Here is a 15,607-nt window from a genome sequence, read left to right on the forward strand (position 1 = left end):
GGGAGCGCTGCCATCAGCGGTCCTGCGGCGTCTCGTAACTGATCAGCGGGGTGTTGGGCTGGTCCGGTGTGGCGTTCAGGAGTGCCACGATGCCGAAGGCGGCGGCCACGGCGAGCGCCGCGGCGGCGGCTGCGGTGAGTGCACCGGCGAGCAGTCTGTGCATGACGGAGTCTGCCTCTCGTCCAAGTCGAGTCGAACGAAAGCCCAACCGGTCTGCCGCCGGTCCCCACCGGCGACGGATGCCGGCCCCATCCGGCAAGTGCCCAGTCTCTGTGGTGCATTGACAGTGAGTCAAGACTGCGCCTACGGTTCCCGGCCCATACAGCCCAGTAACTTCCCGCACGTCTTGCGCACCACCGAACGGCACCCTCGACCCGGGTGCCGCACTCGACCCGACCCCTTTTTGGAGTGCCCGGATGCGCCGTACTGCTTCCCCGTTGTCGCTGATCATCCTGGGTCTGGGCGTGTTTCTGCTCGTCCTCGCCCCCATGCTCGCGTGGTACGTGGAACCGCGCGCCAAGCGCACTCCGACCGATATCGACACCACGACCGTCTTCACCGGCAAGGGCTCGTTCTTCGACACCGGCGCGGTCAAAACCCTGGAGAACCAGGACCTCACGATCACCCGCCAGGTGCGCGGCGATGTCGGCGACAGCACCGACGAGGTGGCCGTCTGGGACGTGGTCACCTCGGTCGACTGGACCAAGACCGACCCCGAACCGGACGAGAAGAAGACGACGCTGCCGGCCGCGTCGCCGCACGACTCGCTGCAGTGGACCCAGGAGCGCTGGGTCACGGACCGGGAGACCAACCGGCCCGTGCACTGCTGTGACGAGGAGCCCTACTTCGAGGGCGAGGCGTATCTGAAGTTCCCGTTCGACGTGGAGAAGCGTTCGTACCGCTGGTGGGACAACACACTCGGCGCGACCGTGCCGCTCACGTACGAGGGCAAGCGGAAGGTCCAGGGGTACGAGGGGCTGCTTTTCACGGCGAAGGTGGATCCGGTCCAGACGGGGACGCGGCAGGTGCCGGGCCGGCTCGTCGGCTCCGACGCGAGCCAGGTCCTGGCCGAGGAGTGGTACTCCAACCACGGCATCGAGCTGGTCGCCGACCAGCGCACGGGCCGGATCATCTACGCGCAGATCGGGCCGAAGAAGACGCTGCGGGCGCCCGGCGGGGACGAGGACAAGGTCGTCCTCCTGGAAAGCGAGAAGATCGCGTTCACCGAGAAGACGCAGAAGGCCCAGGTCGCCCTCGCCGACGACGACAGCAGCCGGCTGAAGCTGGTCGGCCAGACATTGCCCGTCGGGGCGGGGGCACTCGGGCTTCTGCTGACCGCGCTCGGCGCCGCGCTCGTCGTACGGGGCAGGGAGCGGCCGAACGCCGGACCGCCGGCCGGAACGGAAGAGGGATCTCCGGCTCCGGCGCCGGTTTCCGCCCCGGTGTAGATCACTTGTGTCACCGGCCGTGCGCCACCGAGGACTTCCTCACGAAGTGATGAGCCGTCAGCCCCAGTTGGGCCCGAAATTGTCACCTCCGTGAGTAGCCGAGGCGAACAGGGGGGCGAAAACTATCCACCCCCACCGAAAGTGCACAGCCGGTCCACAGTCGGAAACCCCCACTCGCTCCACAGGGGTCTCCGCACTCCCCAGAGTTCTCCCCCACAGCACCGCCCCGCCGGTAAGGAAAGGTGCCAGCCACTCATATCGGCCCCCGAACGATCCCCCACAGACGTTCCGCACCCCGAGACGAGTTGGAGCTCGAATGCCCCAGCACGTACCCCCCTCGCTGCGCGACTCATCCCCTCAGGAGGCTCTGCACGCTGCCCGAGACGGCGCACTGCCCGCCTACCCGCGCCGCATCGTCTTCCTCGCCCGCCGCGACCTGGGCAACCCGGCCGCGGGCGGCAGTGAACTCCTCGTCGACCAGCTCGCCGAGGGCCTGACCCACGCCGGCCACCAGGTGACGCTCCTGTGCGGAGGACCCGCGGCCTACCGCGACTACCGGGTGGTCTCCGCGGGCGGCGACCTCGGTCACCATCTGCGCGCCCGCTCGGCCTTCGCCCGTCAGGTCGGCGACTGCGATCTGCTCGTCGAGGTGTGCAACGGCATGCCGTACCTGGCGCCGCTGTGGCACCGCGGACCGACCCTGTGCCTGGTCAACCATGTGCACACCGACCTCTGGGGGATGCGCTATCCGGGCCCCGCGGCCCGGCTCGGCCGAAGACTCGAGCACTGGGCGCTGTCCGGTGCCCAGCGCGGCAATCTCCTGGTCGCCGTCTCCCCCTCGACGGCAACGGCGTTGCGCGAGATCGGCGTACCGCGCGAACGCATCCGCGTCGTGCACAACGGCGTGGACGAGCCCGGACCGCAGGAACCCCGCTCGGAGGAGCCGCTGTTCCTCGCGATGGGCCGGCTCGTCGAGTACAAGCGGATCGATCTGCTCCTGCGGCTGTGGGAGCGGGTGCGCCCGGTCACCGGCGGCCGCCTCGTGATCGTCGGCGACGGTCCCGAGCGCGAGCGGCTCGAGCAGATGGCAGGCCCCGGCGTCCAGTTCACCGGGCGCATATCGGAGGCCGAGAAGCACCGGCTGCTCTGCGCCTCCTGGCTGCTGCTCCACCCCTCGGCCGTGGAGGGCTGGGGTCTGGTCGTCACGGAGGCCGCCACCCGCGGGACTCCCGCGATCGGGTTCGACGTCCCCGGGCTCAGGGACTCCGTCGAGGACGGCGTGACCGGCATCCTCGCGCGCGGGGAGTCCTCGTTCGCGGCGGCCTGGTGCACGCTCGCGCTCTCCGCGGAGCGCCGTAGGGCCATGGGCAAGGCGGCCGCGAGCAGAGCCGCGCGGTATCGCTGGTCGCACACCGTGCGCCAGTTCCAGGCGGTGGCCGCGGAGGCCGTCGCGCTCAGGCGAGGGCGGGTGCGGTGAGCAGGACTTCTCCGGCAGTGGCCAAGGACCCTTCCATACGGAGGTCCTTGGCCCTGTTCCGTGCGTTTCTGCGCGAACAGCAGGACCCTGAGCACTGCTACACCCTGCTGGCCCGTGACGCCGCCGACCAACTGGAGGCGTACGGGCCGCTGAAGGGCCGTACGGTCCTCGACATCGGCGGCGGGGGCGGCTACTTCACCGAGGAGTTCCGCCGGCGCGGCGCGCAGAGCTATCTCTTCGAGCCCGACGCCGGTGAGATCGGCAAGGAGCCCCCGAAGGGGACGGTGCTCGCCGACGGCTATCTCCTGCCGCTCGCGGACGCGGTGGCCGATGTCTCCTTCTCGTCCAACGTCCTCGAGCACGTGGACGATCCGGGCACCTTCCTCAGCGAGATGGTCCGGGTGACCAAGCCCGGCGGACTCATCTATGTGTCGTTCACCAACTGGTTCTCCCCCTGGGGCGGCCATGAGTGGGCGCCCTGGCACTACTTGGGCGCCGAGCGCGCCCGCAGACGGTACGAACGGCGGACCGCGAGGCCCGCCAAACACACACTCGGCGAGAACCTCTACGCGATCCATGTCGGAGCGACACTGCGCCAGGTACGGGCCCGGGAGGATGTCGAGATCGTCTCGGCCCGCTCCCGCTACTGGCCGTTCCTGGCTCAGGCCGTGACGAGAGTCCCCGGACTGCGTGAGTTCGCCACTTGGAATCTCCTTCTCATTCTCCGGCGGTGTCCATGACCAGCACGGTCCAGTCCCCGCAGCTCCCGCCCCAGGCGCCGGCGCCGCATGCGCCGCCCACGCCGGGGCCGCCCGAAGGGCCGCGCTCGCGGCGCTGGCTGCTCGGGTTCTGGGCCGTGGTGTTCGTTCTCTTCCTGGCGGCCGCGCCAGGCCGCATGACGTTCGATACCAAACTGGGTGTGAACGTCGATCCGTGGAAGTTCTTCGGCGATCTCGGCCAGCTCTGGCACGACCGGTCCGGCTTCGGCGGCATCTCCGACCAGTACATCGGCTATGCCTTTCCCCAGCTCCCCTTCTACGGGATAGCGGACCTGGTCCAGCTCCCGGTCTGGCTGACCGAGCGCCTGTGGATGTCGCTGATCGTCGCGACCGCGTTCTGGGGCGCCCTGCGCCTGGCCGAACGCCTCGACATCGGCAGCCGCAGCTCCCGCCTGCTCGGCGCGATGGTCTACGCCCTGTGGCCCACGTACACGATCGTCGTCGGCTCCACCTCCGCGGCGGCGCTGCCCGGCGCGGTCCTGCCATGGGTGCTGCTTCCGCTCACCAACGACCGGGTGAGCGCACGGCTCGCGGCGCTGCGCTCGGCCGCGATCATCCCGTTCATGGGAGGCGTCAACGCGGCCTCGGTGCTTGCCTCTTTGCTGCCGGTCGGCCTGTATCTCCTGTCGCGCCCGAACGGCCCGCGCAAGCGCGCCATGATCCTGTGGTGGGTGCCGGGCGTCATCCTGGCCACCGCCTGGTGGATCGTCCCGCTGCTGCTTCTCGGCATCCACGGCGAGAACTTCCTGCCGTACGTGGAGACCGCCGAGACCACCACCGCCACCATGTCCGGCACGGAGGTCCTGCGCGGCGCCGGCAACTGGGTGGCGTATCTGAACTTCGGCGAGCCCTGGCTGCCCGCCGGCTGGGACGTGGCCAGTTCCGTCCTGCTCATCGTCTGCTCTGCGCTCGCCGCCGCCCTCGGCCTGGCGGGCCTGGCCCGGCGTGATCTGCCGGAGCGCCGCTGGCTGGTCCTGACCGTCGTCTCGGTCGTCCTGGTCACGATGGCGGGTTACGGCGGCGCGTTCGGCGCCCCGTTCCACGAGGGCTTCCAGAGCTGGCTGGACGGCTGGCTGGTGCCGTTCCGCAATATCTACAAGTTCCAGACGGGCCTCGCGCTCGCGCTGGTCCTCGGCCTGATGCATCTCGTCGGGATCGCCGCCGTGTCCCGCGGCGCACGTCCCGTACGAGGGCGGCGCCTCGCGCCCGTGATCGCCGCGGTCCTGGTGATTCCCGGACTGCTGCTCCCGTATCTCAACGGCAATGTCCTGCAGCCCGGTTCGTTCCAGAAGCTGCCCACGTACTGGGAGGCGACGGCCGACTGGCTGAAGAAGTACTCACCGGACTCGCGCGCCCTGGTGGTGCCCGCCACCGCGCACGGCATCTACACCTGGGGCTCCCCCATCGACCAGCCGCTTGACGTGCTCGCCGAATCGCGCGTCGCGCAGCGGGACTACGTGCCGTTCGGCCAGCCCGGCAACCGGCGGGCGATGGACGCGGTCGAGCAGGCGCTGATGACCGGCGGTCAAGTGCCGGGCCTGCAGGACTACTTGAGCCGTGCAGGTCTGCACTATGTGGTCGTCCGCAATGACCTCGACCCGGACCAGGTGGGTTACGTGCCCACGGCGACGGTCAAGCGCACCCTGGAGGAGTCCGGCTACGAGCGGGTGACCGGCCTCGGGCCGCAGGTGACGGGCGGAAGGATCGCCGAGGACACCCCGATCCAGGTCGAGGGCCTCTACCCGCGTTCGCGGGCCGTGGAGATCTACGCCCCGTCCGACGAGACCGAGCGTCCCGGGCAGGCCGGGCTCAAGCCCGCCGCCAACACCGCTGTGGTGAGCGGCGGCCCCGAGGCGCTGCTTCCGCTGTCCGCGGACCCGGCGATGCGGGACCGCCCCGCGGTCCTGGCCGGTGACAACCACCCTGGGGTCGGATCGCCCCAACTCAAGGCGGTCGGCGACGGGTTGAGGTACGCCGACACCCGCTTCGGCCTGGTCAACAACAACACCTCCTATACGTATACGAAGGACGAGCGCAACCACAGCGAGAGCCTTCAGGAGGCGGGCCGGAAGCCTCGGCAGATCCTGCCGAGCGAGGGCATCGAGCACCAGACGACGGCGGTCCTGCGCGGCGCGAAGGAGGTCACGGCCTCGTCCAGCGGCAACTGGTTCTTCTATCTGCCGCAGTACGACCCGGTGAACGCCTTCGACGGCGACCCCTCGACCGCCTGGGCCGAGGGAAGCTCCGGGGAGCCGGAGAACGAGTGGCTGCGCATCGCGTTCGACGGCACGCAGTCCGTGCCGGACGAGATCTCCGTGACGCCGCTCGCACAGAACGGTGTACGGGCCGCGCCGACCCGGGTGCGGGTCGAGACGGACGCCTCCCGCGAGGCCGTGGACAGCACGCTGCGGGCCGACGGCTCCGAGCAGACCGTCAAGACGCCCGGCGGCGACGCCAGTTGGCTGAAGATCACGATCCTGGACGTGGAGGAGGCGCGGCCCGGACTGTCCGGCGCCGGGTTCTCCGAGGTGACCGTCCCCGGGGTCGAGGTGCACCGGATGCTGCAGCTGCCCGGGGACGCGGCCGACACCGAGGCCTCGTCGACCACGTACTCGCTGCACCGCTCCTCGGACCCGGGCGGTCTCACGCCGGTGTCCGCGGAGACCGGTCTCAACCGGCAGTTCGACGTGACCTCCTCGGGTACATACACGCTTCAGGCGAGCGCGGTCGCCGTGCCCGGCGACGCGTACGACAAGCTCCTCTACGAGGTCGCACCCGAGCAGGAGCAGCAGATCATCGCGACCGCCGAGTCGACGGCACAGCTGGGCCGCGGTCTGTCGCCGCGCAATCTCACCGACGGTGATCTCACCACGGCGTGGATCGCCGGTGACTCCAACGAGATCCACCTGAAGTGGCCGGACGCGAAGGAGATCGACCAGATCGTGTTCGCGGCGGCCGGCGGTCTGTCGTCCCGGCCGACGAAGGCGGAGATCAGCTCCCCGAACGGTTCGACGATCGTCGGCATCGACGCCAACGGCGCCGCCCGCTTCGATCCCATCACCACCGACCGTCTCGACATCACCATCACCGAGACGGCACCGCTGACCGTCCACAATCCGTTCGCCGACGAGAAGTTGCAGCTGCCCGTCGGTCTCACCGAGGTGTATCTGCCGGCGCTGGAGCAGTACCGCACCAAGCAGCCCGACCCGGAGCGGACCTTCGAGCTCGCCTGCGGCAAGGGCCCCGAGCTCTCCGTCGACGGCGTGAAGCAGCGGACCAGCGCCAAGGGCACGGTCCGGGACCTGATGCAGCGCCGCCCCATCGAGGTCACGCTGTGCGGTGACACCGAGGGCATCGACCTGAGCTCCGGCTCGCACCGCGTCGAGGCGGGCGACGAGGGCGCGCTGTCGATCACCGACATCCGGCTCACGAACGGCACCGCGGCCGAACCGGCCACGGACCAGGGCCAGTTGACCGTCAACGACTGGGAGGGCGACCGGCGGTCCGTGACGGTGGACTCGGGTGCGGCCTCGTATCTGACGATGTACGAGAACTTCAACGACGGCTGGAAGGCCGAGCTCGGCGGCAAGGAACTGCAGCCCGTACGGCTCGACGGCTGGCAGCAGGGCTTCCTGGTGCCGGACGGCGCGAGCGGCACCATCACGATGGAGTTCGAGCCCGCGGGGATCTACGAGATCGGGCTGATCGCGGGCGGGGTGCTCGTGCTGCTGCTTCTGGTGGCGCTGTTCGTCTGGCGCCGCGACACCAACCCGCAGGGCCCCTCGCCCGTGCCGCCGGACGCCGGGCTGATCCTCGGCACCGTGGTGCTCACGCTGGTCGGCGCGGTGATCGCCGGACCGTTCGCCCTGCTCGTACCGGCGCTCGCGCTGCTGGCGCGGTGGCGGCACGAACTGCTCGTGCCGATCGCGTTCGTGGCGATGGCGGGCGCGGGCATCGCGACGGCCGCCGGGGCCGGCCAGGCCACGGTGGCGGACGAGGGCGCGTTCTCGCCAGCGGCTCAACTCCTCGCCCTGATCGGCCTGTTCGCGGCGCTGGTGAGTGTGGGGTCGGATGGCATACGGGGGCGGGCCGGCGATCCGGGAACGGCCGCCTATCCGGGCGGCGCGTACCCGCCGGGGAGCGCGGCCACGACGCTGCCGCTCGGCACGCCGACGTATGCGGCGAGTCCCACGCTGTCGGCGCGGGGGCCCGGGTTCGGGCAGCCGGAGCCGGACGAGGAGCGGCCGACGTTCCGGCTGCCCCGGCGCAAGCGGGTGACCGGGGCAGGGGCTGCCGGGGCCGCAGGGGCTGTGGGAGCCGCCGGAGCTGCCGGGGTCGCCGGATCGCACGCAGCGTCGGAACCGGAGTCGGAGCAGACGGGTTCTGCGGAGTCCGCCGGGCCCGACGCGTCGGAGCAGGCGTGGCCGCTGGATCTGGAGAAGCGCGGCGAGACGCAGGAACCGGGCGCCGAGGAACCGTCCGTGTTCGAGTCGCCCGGCGCGGGTACGCCCGCGTACGGGACGGGCCCGGATCTCGTCGTACGGCCGCTGCCGACGGGCGAGCCGGCTCCGGCGGACGCCCCGCCGGACGACACCCCGCCACCGGCCGACGCCCCGCCCTCCGGGGAGCCGGGGTTCTTCGACAAGGAGCCGCCCGGCGGCGCCGCGCCGGAGAGCCCGGCCGACGAGCCCCCGGCCGACGCCCGCCCCGACGACCCGCGCGAGACCAACGACGCGCCGCCGCCTTCCGATCCGGACCGCGGCGGTCGACCGGAGGACCGATGACCGCTGTGCAGCACCCCGCCTCCCACTCCCCTTCGGGACCCGCGGCCACCCCACGCCGGGTGCCGTTCCCGGTGGTGGACGAGGTCGCACGGCACTGTCTGCAGGAGGAGGAGCCGGAGACCGTCCACATCGAGGTGCATCTGCCGGGGCTGCCCGACCGGCAGCGGCTCCAGGAGGCCTTCGGGGAGGCGCTGCGCCGCCACCCGCGCATTCTGATGCGGGAGGCGGCGGGGCGCTGGTACCGGCGGCGCTACGAGTGGGAGCTGACGGACGCCCCGGACGTCCCGGTGGTGAGCTTTCCGCCGTCCGGCCCCGATGCGCTCAAGCTCGCGCGGGTACGGGCCCTCGCCGAGGCACCGCCGCTGTCCGCGTCGCCGCCGATCCGCCTGGAGATGGTCGAGAACCCCGAAGTGGCGGGCGGGAGCGTGCTGTTCCTGACCATCAACCACACCGCGCTCGACGGCCCGGCCTGTCTGCGGGTGCTCGCCACGGCGGCCGAGCTGTACGGCGGGCAGGACAACGCGCCTGCGGCCCCTCCCGTACGGACGGAGGCCGGCGCCACCGCTCCCGTGGACATGCCGAGCAACTGGTCACCGCCCGCGCATGTGGCGCCCGGCACGCCCGAGCCCTCCCCCGGCAACGGCATGCTGGTCGCCGAACTGCCGGTGCCGCGCCGCGAGAAGGGCGTCCCCTACACGGTGAACGACCAGCTGATGGTCGCCACCGCGCTGATGATCGCGCACTGGAACCGCGAGCACGGCAAGGGGCCGCGGCCGATGCGGATCACGATGCCGGTGGACGACCGCACGCGCGGCGCCGAGATGCCGATCGGGAACGGCACACGGCTCGTCGAAGTACCTTTCGCCGCCGAGGAGTTGGATGCCTCGCGGATGGACGAGCTGCTGCGCCTCACCTCGGAGCGCACCCGCGCCCTGAAGTCCGTGGAGCGGCCTCAGCTCGGGCGCGGGGCAGCTCTCCTGACCGCTCCGGTGGTACCGGTCGCCTGGCGGGCCGCGGTGACGCGCGGGCTGCGCAAGGCGGTCGGGCCGTGGACCTCGACCACGCTGCTCAGCAATATCGGCCGGGTGCCGTACCCGCTCGACTTCGGCGACGCGGGGCGCGCGAGCGCCGTGTGGTTCTCGGCGCCGGCCCGCGTCCCGCGCGGTCTCACCGTCACCACGGCGTCCACCGCGGGCCGCCTCCATGTGGCGCTGCGCTGGTCGAAGTCGCTGCTGAGCGCGGGCGACGGCGCCCATCTGCGCGATCTGTTCGAGCACTACATGCATGCGACGGAACCGGGGCGCTCATGACCACCACCCACCGCGGCGATGCGCCCACGCAGAGCCGCCCACGCCCAGGGCTGCGCGACTTCTACGAGAACCCCGCCGTCCCGGTCGCCTCCGGCGACGCCCGCAGCCTGCGCCAGGCGCGGATGCTCGCGGCCGCGCTCGGCCCGGCGCGCGGCACCCCCGCCACCGTGCTCGACATCGGCTGCGGCGACGGCTCGGCGGCCCTGACCGCCGCTCCCCTGCTCTCCGGCCATCGCGTGATCGGCGTCGACTGGTCCCAGGACGCGCTGCGCCGCGCCCGTACACACATGTCGGACGTCGTACGGGGTGAACTCACCGACGGCGGAATGCCGTTGGCGGACGGCTGCGCGGACGCGGTCCTGTTCAGCGAGGTCATCGAGCATCTCGTGGACCCGGACGCTGCCCTGGACGAACTGCGCCGGGTCCTGCGCCCCGGCGGCCATCTGATGCTCTCCACGCCGAATCTGGCCGCCTGGTACAACCGCGCCCTGCTCCTGGCCGGCGTCCAGCCGGTGTTCTCGGAGGTCAGCCTGCGCGGGATCCACGGCCGTCCCGGCTCGGAAGTCGTCGGGCATCTGCGCCTCTACACGGCGCGTGCGCTGCGCGAGTTCCTGGCCGCCTCCGGTTTCGAGGTCGTGACGATGGCGGGTGCGCCCTTCCACGGCGTACCGCGTCCGCTGCGCGCCCTGGACCGTGCGGCCTGCCTGCTGCCGTCCGCGTCCTCGATCCTGCTCGTCCACGCCCGTAAACCCGGAGGCTAGCCATGTGGTGGGGGGTGGCGGCGGCACTGCTGGCGAACGCGCTCTACAGCGTGGGCTTCGTGCTGGAGAAGCGCGCCCTGACCGCCATGCCCTCGCTCAACATCGGCCAGCCTTTCCGGCTGCTCGCCCACGTCCTGAGCAGCCCGCTGTGGGTGGGCGGGGCGATCGCGCTGGCGGCGGGCTTCGGTGCGCAGCTGCTCGTCTACCGCACCCTGCCGATCGCCGCGGCCCAGGGCATCTTCGTCTCCGGCCTCGTGCTGCTCGTCATCCTGTCGGCACGGATGCTCGGCGAACGGACCAGCGGCCGGGAGCGCTTCGCCATCGCGGCGATCCTGGGCGCGCTGCTCATGGTGGTGCTCTCGCTCAAGGAGGGCGCGGACAAGGTCGGCACGCACGCGCCGGTCATGACGGTCGTGCTGGTCTGCGTCCCGTCGCTCGCGGCGGGCCTGTGGCTGTACGCGGCGGTCGACAGCCGCGCCCGCACCAACCGGCACCGGTTGCCCACCAGCGGCGTCGGATACGGGGTGGCCGTCGGCCTGCTCTACGGGGTGAGTTCCCTTGCCATCAAGGGGGTGTCGAGCCATCTGCTCGGCGACGACGAGCGCCGGTTCGTGGACAAGTTCCTCGACCTGCTGATCTCGCCGTATCCCTATCTCCTGTGCTGTACGGGCGTGTTCGGCCTGATCATGTCGGCGGCGGCACTGCAGCGCTCGCGCGCCTCGCTGATCGTGCCGGTGTGCACGACGGTGACATCCCTGTTCACGGCAGTACTCGGCACCTTCGCGTACGGCGAACCCCTGCCCGAGGATCCGGTACGCCTCGCGCTGCGGCTGGCGGGGACGGGGCTCGCGGTGGTGGTGCTGTTGCTGCTGCCTCGTCATGACGGGGCGCCGGATGGCGGAGGGCCGCAGGGCGGGGCGCCTGATCCCGAAAGGGCGCCTGATCCGGAAAGCGCGCCTGATCCCGCAGGGGCAGCGGATCCCGAAGGGGCAGCTGCGTTGTCAGTGGGCGCCGATAGCCTGGACGGGGCTCGGCCCCCGGGAGGGAGGGGTCTGTCCGGCGCACGGGGTGACCGGCCCGGGACCCCAGCGGCCGACGACGCCCCCGAGCCGGATCCTCCCCGCCCTCGTCCGCTCCGGCGCGCCCCACCTCCCATCGCGCCCTCGGGCCGCACAATCCCCACCCACCTGCCGCGCCGGATTCCGCCCGCGAGTCCACCGCCTCGACCGTCTCTCAACAAGCCACCGAAACCCAGGAGTTGACCTCTCCCATGACCCCCGAGGACCCGCTTCTCAAGATCCTCGCGTGCCCGCTCGACAAGGGCCCGCTGCACCTCCTCACACCCGAGGACGTGCTCTACAACCCCCGTCTGCACCTGCGCTACCCGATCCTCGAAGGCATTCCGCAGCTCCTGCCGTCCTCCGGCGAGCAGGTCCCCGACGAGGAGCACGAGCGCCTTCTGAAGCGGATCGAGACCGCGGAACCCGTCGAGGGCGCGGACCCCGTCGAGGGCGCGAAGGGAGCGACGGAGGCCTCATGACCCTCGCCGCAAGACTCGGACCGCTGCTCCCCGAACATGTGGTGGGCCGCATCGCCCAGCTCCTCTATCCCCGCTTCGAGCCCGAACTGGCGCACCTCGACGACTACTTGCCCCGCGGCTGCCGTACGGCGGTGGACATCGGCGGCTGGTACGGACCGTGGTCGCGCCGGCTCGCCTCCCGGGCGCAGAGCGTCGTGACCATCGAGCCGGTGCCTCATCTGGCGCGCACTCTGGAGCGGATCCTGCCGCCGAACGTCCGCGTCGTCCAGGCCGCGGCCGGCGACAAGCCCGGTACGGCCCGGCTCTGGTTCCCGGAGGGCGACGCCGGCACCCGCGGTCTGTCCTCGCTCATCCGCCGCGACCTCCACACCCACGGGGTCGACGTGCGGTGCTCCCCCGTGGACGAACTGGAGCTGCGGGACGTCGACTTCATCAAGATCGACGTGGACGGCAGCGAACTGGCCACCCTCCAGGGCGCCCGCGAGACCCTGGAGCGCGACCACCCCACGCTCCTGATCGAGCTGGAGGCCCGCATCCAGCCCACGGCCCCGATCGTCGACCTGCTCACCACGCACGGCTACCGCGGCTGGGTGCTGCCCGGCGCGGCCTGGCTGCCGCTCGACGACTTCGACCTGGACACCCACCAGCGCGACACGGCGCACGTCGCGAGCCACGGTCTGCTCCGCCGTGTCCTGCCGTTCGCGGGGCCGCGCTATGTGAACTCGGTCCTCTTCCTGCCCGACGGCCGCCGTCCCAGCCCGGCCCGCATCCCGGCGTCCTCCGTGCGCCACCGATGAGAATCCGGATGGCTGCGCCGCGCCACCGATGAGTTTCCCCCACCGGCACGGTCTGCCCTGTGTACGCGTCCCCGCGCGCGTACACGTCCAGGTACGCCCCACACCTGAGAGGCAGCACCGTGACCAGCACCAGCAAAGCACTGCCGCCCGTCGTCGACGCCAAGACCTGGCAGCAGGAGCTGGACGCCCTGCGCGTACGGGAGAAGGCGGCCACCCGTGAACTGGACGCCATCGCGGCCCAGCGCCGCCGGCTGCCCATGGTGGAGATGCCCGACTACACCCTGCAGTCCGCCGAGGGCCCCGTCCGTCTCGTCGACCTCTTCGACGGCAGGTCCCAGCTGATCGTCTACAACCACATGTGGTTCCCGGGGAAGAAGTGGCAGTGCCCGGGCTGCACCGGCTTCACCTCGCAGTACACCCGCACCGACTTCCTCGACAGCTGGGACGCCCGCTTCGTGATCGTCACCCAGGGCCCGATCGACGAGGCACTCGCGTACAAGAAGCGCGTCGGCAACGGGATGACCTGGTACTCGACCGCCGGCAGCCCCTTCGGTGCGGATGTCGGCGCCCCGCCCGGCGCGGGCTTCGCGGTCAATGTCTTCCTGCGCGACGGCGACAAGGTCTACCGCACCTGGCACACCGACGGCCGCGGCTGCGAACAGCTCAGCCACAGCTTCGCCCTGATCGACGTGCTCCCGTACGGCCGCCAGGAGGAGTGGCAGGACGTCCCGGACGGTTGGCCCCAGGAGCCCACGTACAGCAGGTGGATCTCCTCGGAGAAGTACGCGGAGCTGTACGGGGACCCCGACGCCTGAGCGGAGCCTAGGTACGGCGGCCGGGGTACCCGGAGGATATGAAAACTCCTCATACGTACGACACCGGGCAGGGCACGGGTTCGATGGAGCGCGGCACCGCCCAACGGCTCGCGGCACGTCAGCGCTGGGCGGTGCAGGCCTGGACGGCGCTCGCCGTGCTCGCGGCGGTCTGGTCGCTGGCCTGGGCCATCGGCTGGATCACCGACACCGCCGACAGCCTGTCCTTCGCCGTGGCCGGCCTCCCCCTCCTCGCCGCCGCACTGTGGGCACGGCGCTCGGCCGTCCGCAACGCTCCGCCACGGCATCTGTGACCTGCGGGCCCCCGTGGCCGCACCGCACCACGGGGACCCGCGCCGGCCGACGGGCCGGAGATCAGCCGATGGGGACCGTCAGCCGTGACTGGTTGCCGATGCCCAGGGTGCTCGGGCCGTTGCCGATGGCGTTCCAGACCTCCACGCGTACGCGGCCGTTCGTCATCGTGCCGTGCGCGCCCGTCTGCGACTTCAGGCCGCGGGCCTGCGTGTAGTGCTCATAGCCGGGCACGGGGTCGGTGGCGAAATAGTGGTACGTCTCCGTACGCTCCCAGCTCCCGTCGCCCGTCCGGTCGTAACTCACCCTGACCTGCTGCCCGTTGGCGACGGTGGTGCCCGCGTCGACGAAGAGGTCGAACTGGGTCGAGCCACCGGTGTAGGCGCCGTTGACCCCGGACGCCGTGAAGACCTGCGGATTGCTCGGCGCACCGTCGTGGTTGGCGCCGCCCGCGGACGCCAGCGTCACCGTCGAGGCCGGCGACTGGGCCGGTCCGAGTGTGCCGCCGGACCTCAGGTGCAGGGCGGTCGGGTCGCCCGGGCCGGGATCCGTGCCGCCGCCTCGGGTCCACACCGCCACGTAGTCCACCAGCATCGGCCGGCCGGACACGGTGCCCGCCACCGGGGTGGCGTGGCCCGCGACGCCGTCGGGGAAGGCGCCGCCCATCGCCACGTTGAGCAGGATGAAGTAGCCGGCGTGGCTGGTCATGTTGGTCCACGCCTCGGCGCCCACGCGGTTCTCGTCGACGCTGTGGTACAGCTGCCCGTCCACGTACCAGCGCAGCACATTGGGGCTCACGCTCCGGTCCCATTCGAAGCGGTACGTGTGGAACGCGGACTGGCAGGTCGCGCCCGGGCAGGCCCTGCTGGCGCCGATTCCCTGGGTCTCGTTGCACGGTCCGCCGGGGTTCACCCCGCAATGCAGCACGCCCCAGACGGAGTTGATCCCGTTGACGTTCTCCATGACGTCGAACTCGCCGATGCCCGGCCAGTTCCAGTAGTTGCCGCGATACGGCGCACCGAGCGCCCAGAACGCCGGCCAGTAGCCGAGGGCCTGCGTGCCGGTGACGTTCGGCATCTGAATGCGGCCCTCGATGGCGAGCGTGCCGCCCGCGGGCGCCTTGAAGTCCGCGCGCCGGGTCTCGATACGCCCCGAGGTCCAGTTTCCGGCGCCGTCCCTGAGCGGTGTGATCCGCAGGTTGCCGCCGCCGTCGAGGCTGAGGTTCGCCGGGTTCGCCGTGTAGTTCTGGATCTCCCCGGTGCCCCAATTGGCGGGTCCGCCGGGGTAGTTGTGGCCGGTGTCGATCTGCCAGTTCGTGGCGGAGGGAAGGGTGTTGACGGGCCCGTTGAAGTCGTCGCTCCACTGCAGCGTCCAGCCGGGCGCGGGCGGCGGCACGTCACCGCTCGCGGAGCCGGGCATGAGGGCCGCGAGGAGCCCGACGGCGGCCGCGCTCGCGAGGAGCGCGGCGCGCAGGCGCCTCGGGGCCCGTATGCGGGCAGGGTCGGTCGTACGTCTTGCGCTCATGGTGCGCCTCCGTGGGGGAAGAGTGCGGGTGGGGGTGTGAGCGCGCTCCCACCGTTCTTCTAT

General features: G+C 71.4%; 12 protein-coding genes and 1 pseudogene. 11 read left to right on the forward strand and 2 right to left on the reverse strand.

All coding sequences use genetic code 11. The features are described from left to right. Positions 1–13: 13 nt before the first annotated feature. A complete protein-coding gene (locus tag H9Y04_RS26385; RefSeq protein ID WP_187816543.1) occupies positions 14–163 on the reverse strand; it encodes a hypothetical protein in 150 nt (49 codons plus the stop codon). A gap of 253 nt (positions 164–416) precedes the next feature. Here H9Y04_RS26385 and pgfA point away from each other — a divergent pair, with 253 nt between their 5' ends. From pgfA to H9Y04_RS26440, 11 genes and pseudogenes are all read left to right on the forward strand, one after another. Continuing rightward, on the forward strand, positions 417–1,448 hold the full coding sequence (pgfA, locus tag H9Y04_RS26390; protein WP_187816544.1) for a cell envelope lipid trafficking protein PgfA: 1,032 nt from the start codon (positions 417–419) through the stop codon (positions 1,446–1,448). A 316-nt stretch (positions 1,449–1,764) separates the two neighbouring features. Further along, a complete protein-coding gene (locus H9Y04_RS26395; RefSeq protein ID WP_187816545.1) occupies positions 1,765–2,925 on the forward strand; it encodes a glycosyltransferase family 4 protein in 1,161 nt (386 codons plus the stop codon). Next, positions 2,922–3,665: a class I SAM-dependent methyltransferase gene (locus H9Y04_RS26400; RefSeq protein WP_187816546.1), complete on the forward strand. Its 744-nt coding sequence runs from the start codon at positions 2,922–2,924 to the stop codon at positions 3,663–3,665. The genes H9Y04_RS26395 and H9Y04_RS26400 overlap by 4 nt, the downstream gene beginning before the upstream one ends. Then, a complete protein-coding gene (locus H9Y04_RS26405) occupies positions 3,662–8,488 on the forward strand; it encodes an alpha-(1->3)-arabinofuranosyltransferase domain-containing protein (RefSeq protein ID WP_187816782.1) in 4,827 nt (1,608 codons plus the stop codon). Before H9Y04_RS26400 ends, H9Y04_RS26405 begins: the two co-directional genes overlap by 4 nt. Continuing rightward, entirely contained in the window at positions 8,485–9,798 is a 1,314-nt protein-coding gene (locus H9Y04_RS26410) for a condensation protein (RefSeq protein ID WP_187816547.1), read from the forward strand. Before H9Y04_RS26405 ends, H9Y04_RS26410 begins: the two co-directional genes overlap by 4 nt. Continuing rightward, positions 9,795–10,559 carry a class I SAM-dependent methyltransferase gene (locus H9Y04_RS26415; protein WP_187816548.1) on the forward strand — a complete coding sequence of 255 codons (765 nt, stop codon included), beginning with the start codon at positions 9,795–9,797 and terminating at the stop codon, positions 10,557–10,559. The genes H9Y04_RS26410 and H9Y04_RS26415 overlap by 4 nt, the downstream gene beginning before the upstream one ends. A gap of 14 nt (positions 10,560–10,573) precedes the next feature. After that, positions 10,574–11,452, forward strand: a pseudogene (locus H9Y04_RS26420) (hypothetical protein); the annotation flags it as partial. Positions 11,453–11,829: 377 nt separating this feature from the next. Continuing rightward, complete coding sequence (locus H9Y04_RS26425) at positions 11,830–12,099, forward strand: Trm112 family protein (RefSeq protein ID WP_187816549.1); 270 nt, start codon at positions 11,830–11,832, stop codon at positions 12,097–12,099. Continuing rightward, on the forward strand, positions 12,096–12,896 hold the full coding sequence (locus tag H9Y04_RS26430) for an FkbM family methyltransferase (RefSeq protein WP_187816550.1): 801 nt from the start codon (positions 12,096–12,098) through the stop codon (positions 12,894–12,896). Before H9Y04_RS26425 ends, H9Y04_RS26430 begins: the two co-directional genes overlap by 4 nt. A 119-nt stretch (positions 12,897–13,015) precedes the next feature. After that, complete coding sequence (locus H9Y04_RS26435) at positions 13,016–13,711, forward strand: DUF899 domain-containing protein (RefSeq protein WP_187816551.1); 696 nt, start codon at positions 13,016–13,018, stop codon at positions 13,709–13,711. A gap of 38 nt (positions 13,712–13,749) precedes the next feature. After that, a complete protein-coding gene (locus H9Y04_RS26440) occupies positions 13,750–14,022 on the forward strand; it encodes a hypothetical protein (protein WP_187816552.1) in 273 nt (90 codons plus the stop codon). A gap of 61 nt (positions 14,023–14,083) precedes the next feature. Here H9Y04_RS26440 and H9Y04_RS26445 read toward each other — a convergent pair whose 3' ends face one another. Then, positions 14,084–15,544 (reverse strand): glycoside hydrolase family 16 protein, encoded by a 1,461-nt coding sequence (locus H9Y04_RS26445; protein WP_187816553.1) that lies wholly within the window; start codon positions 15,542–15,544, stop codon positions 14,084–14,086. Between the last annotated feature and the right edge of the window lie 63 nt (positions 15,545–15,607).

The sequence above is a fragment of the Streptomyces polyasparticus genome, assembly GCF_014493765.1.
In the GTDB taxonomy this organism is placed as follows: domain Bacteria; phylum Actinomycetota; class Actinomycetes; order Streptomycetales; family Streptomycetaceae; genus Streptomyces; species Streptomyces polyasparticus.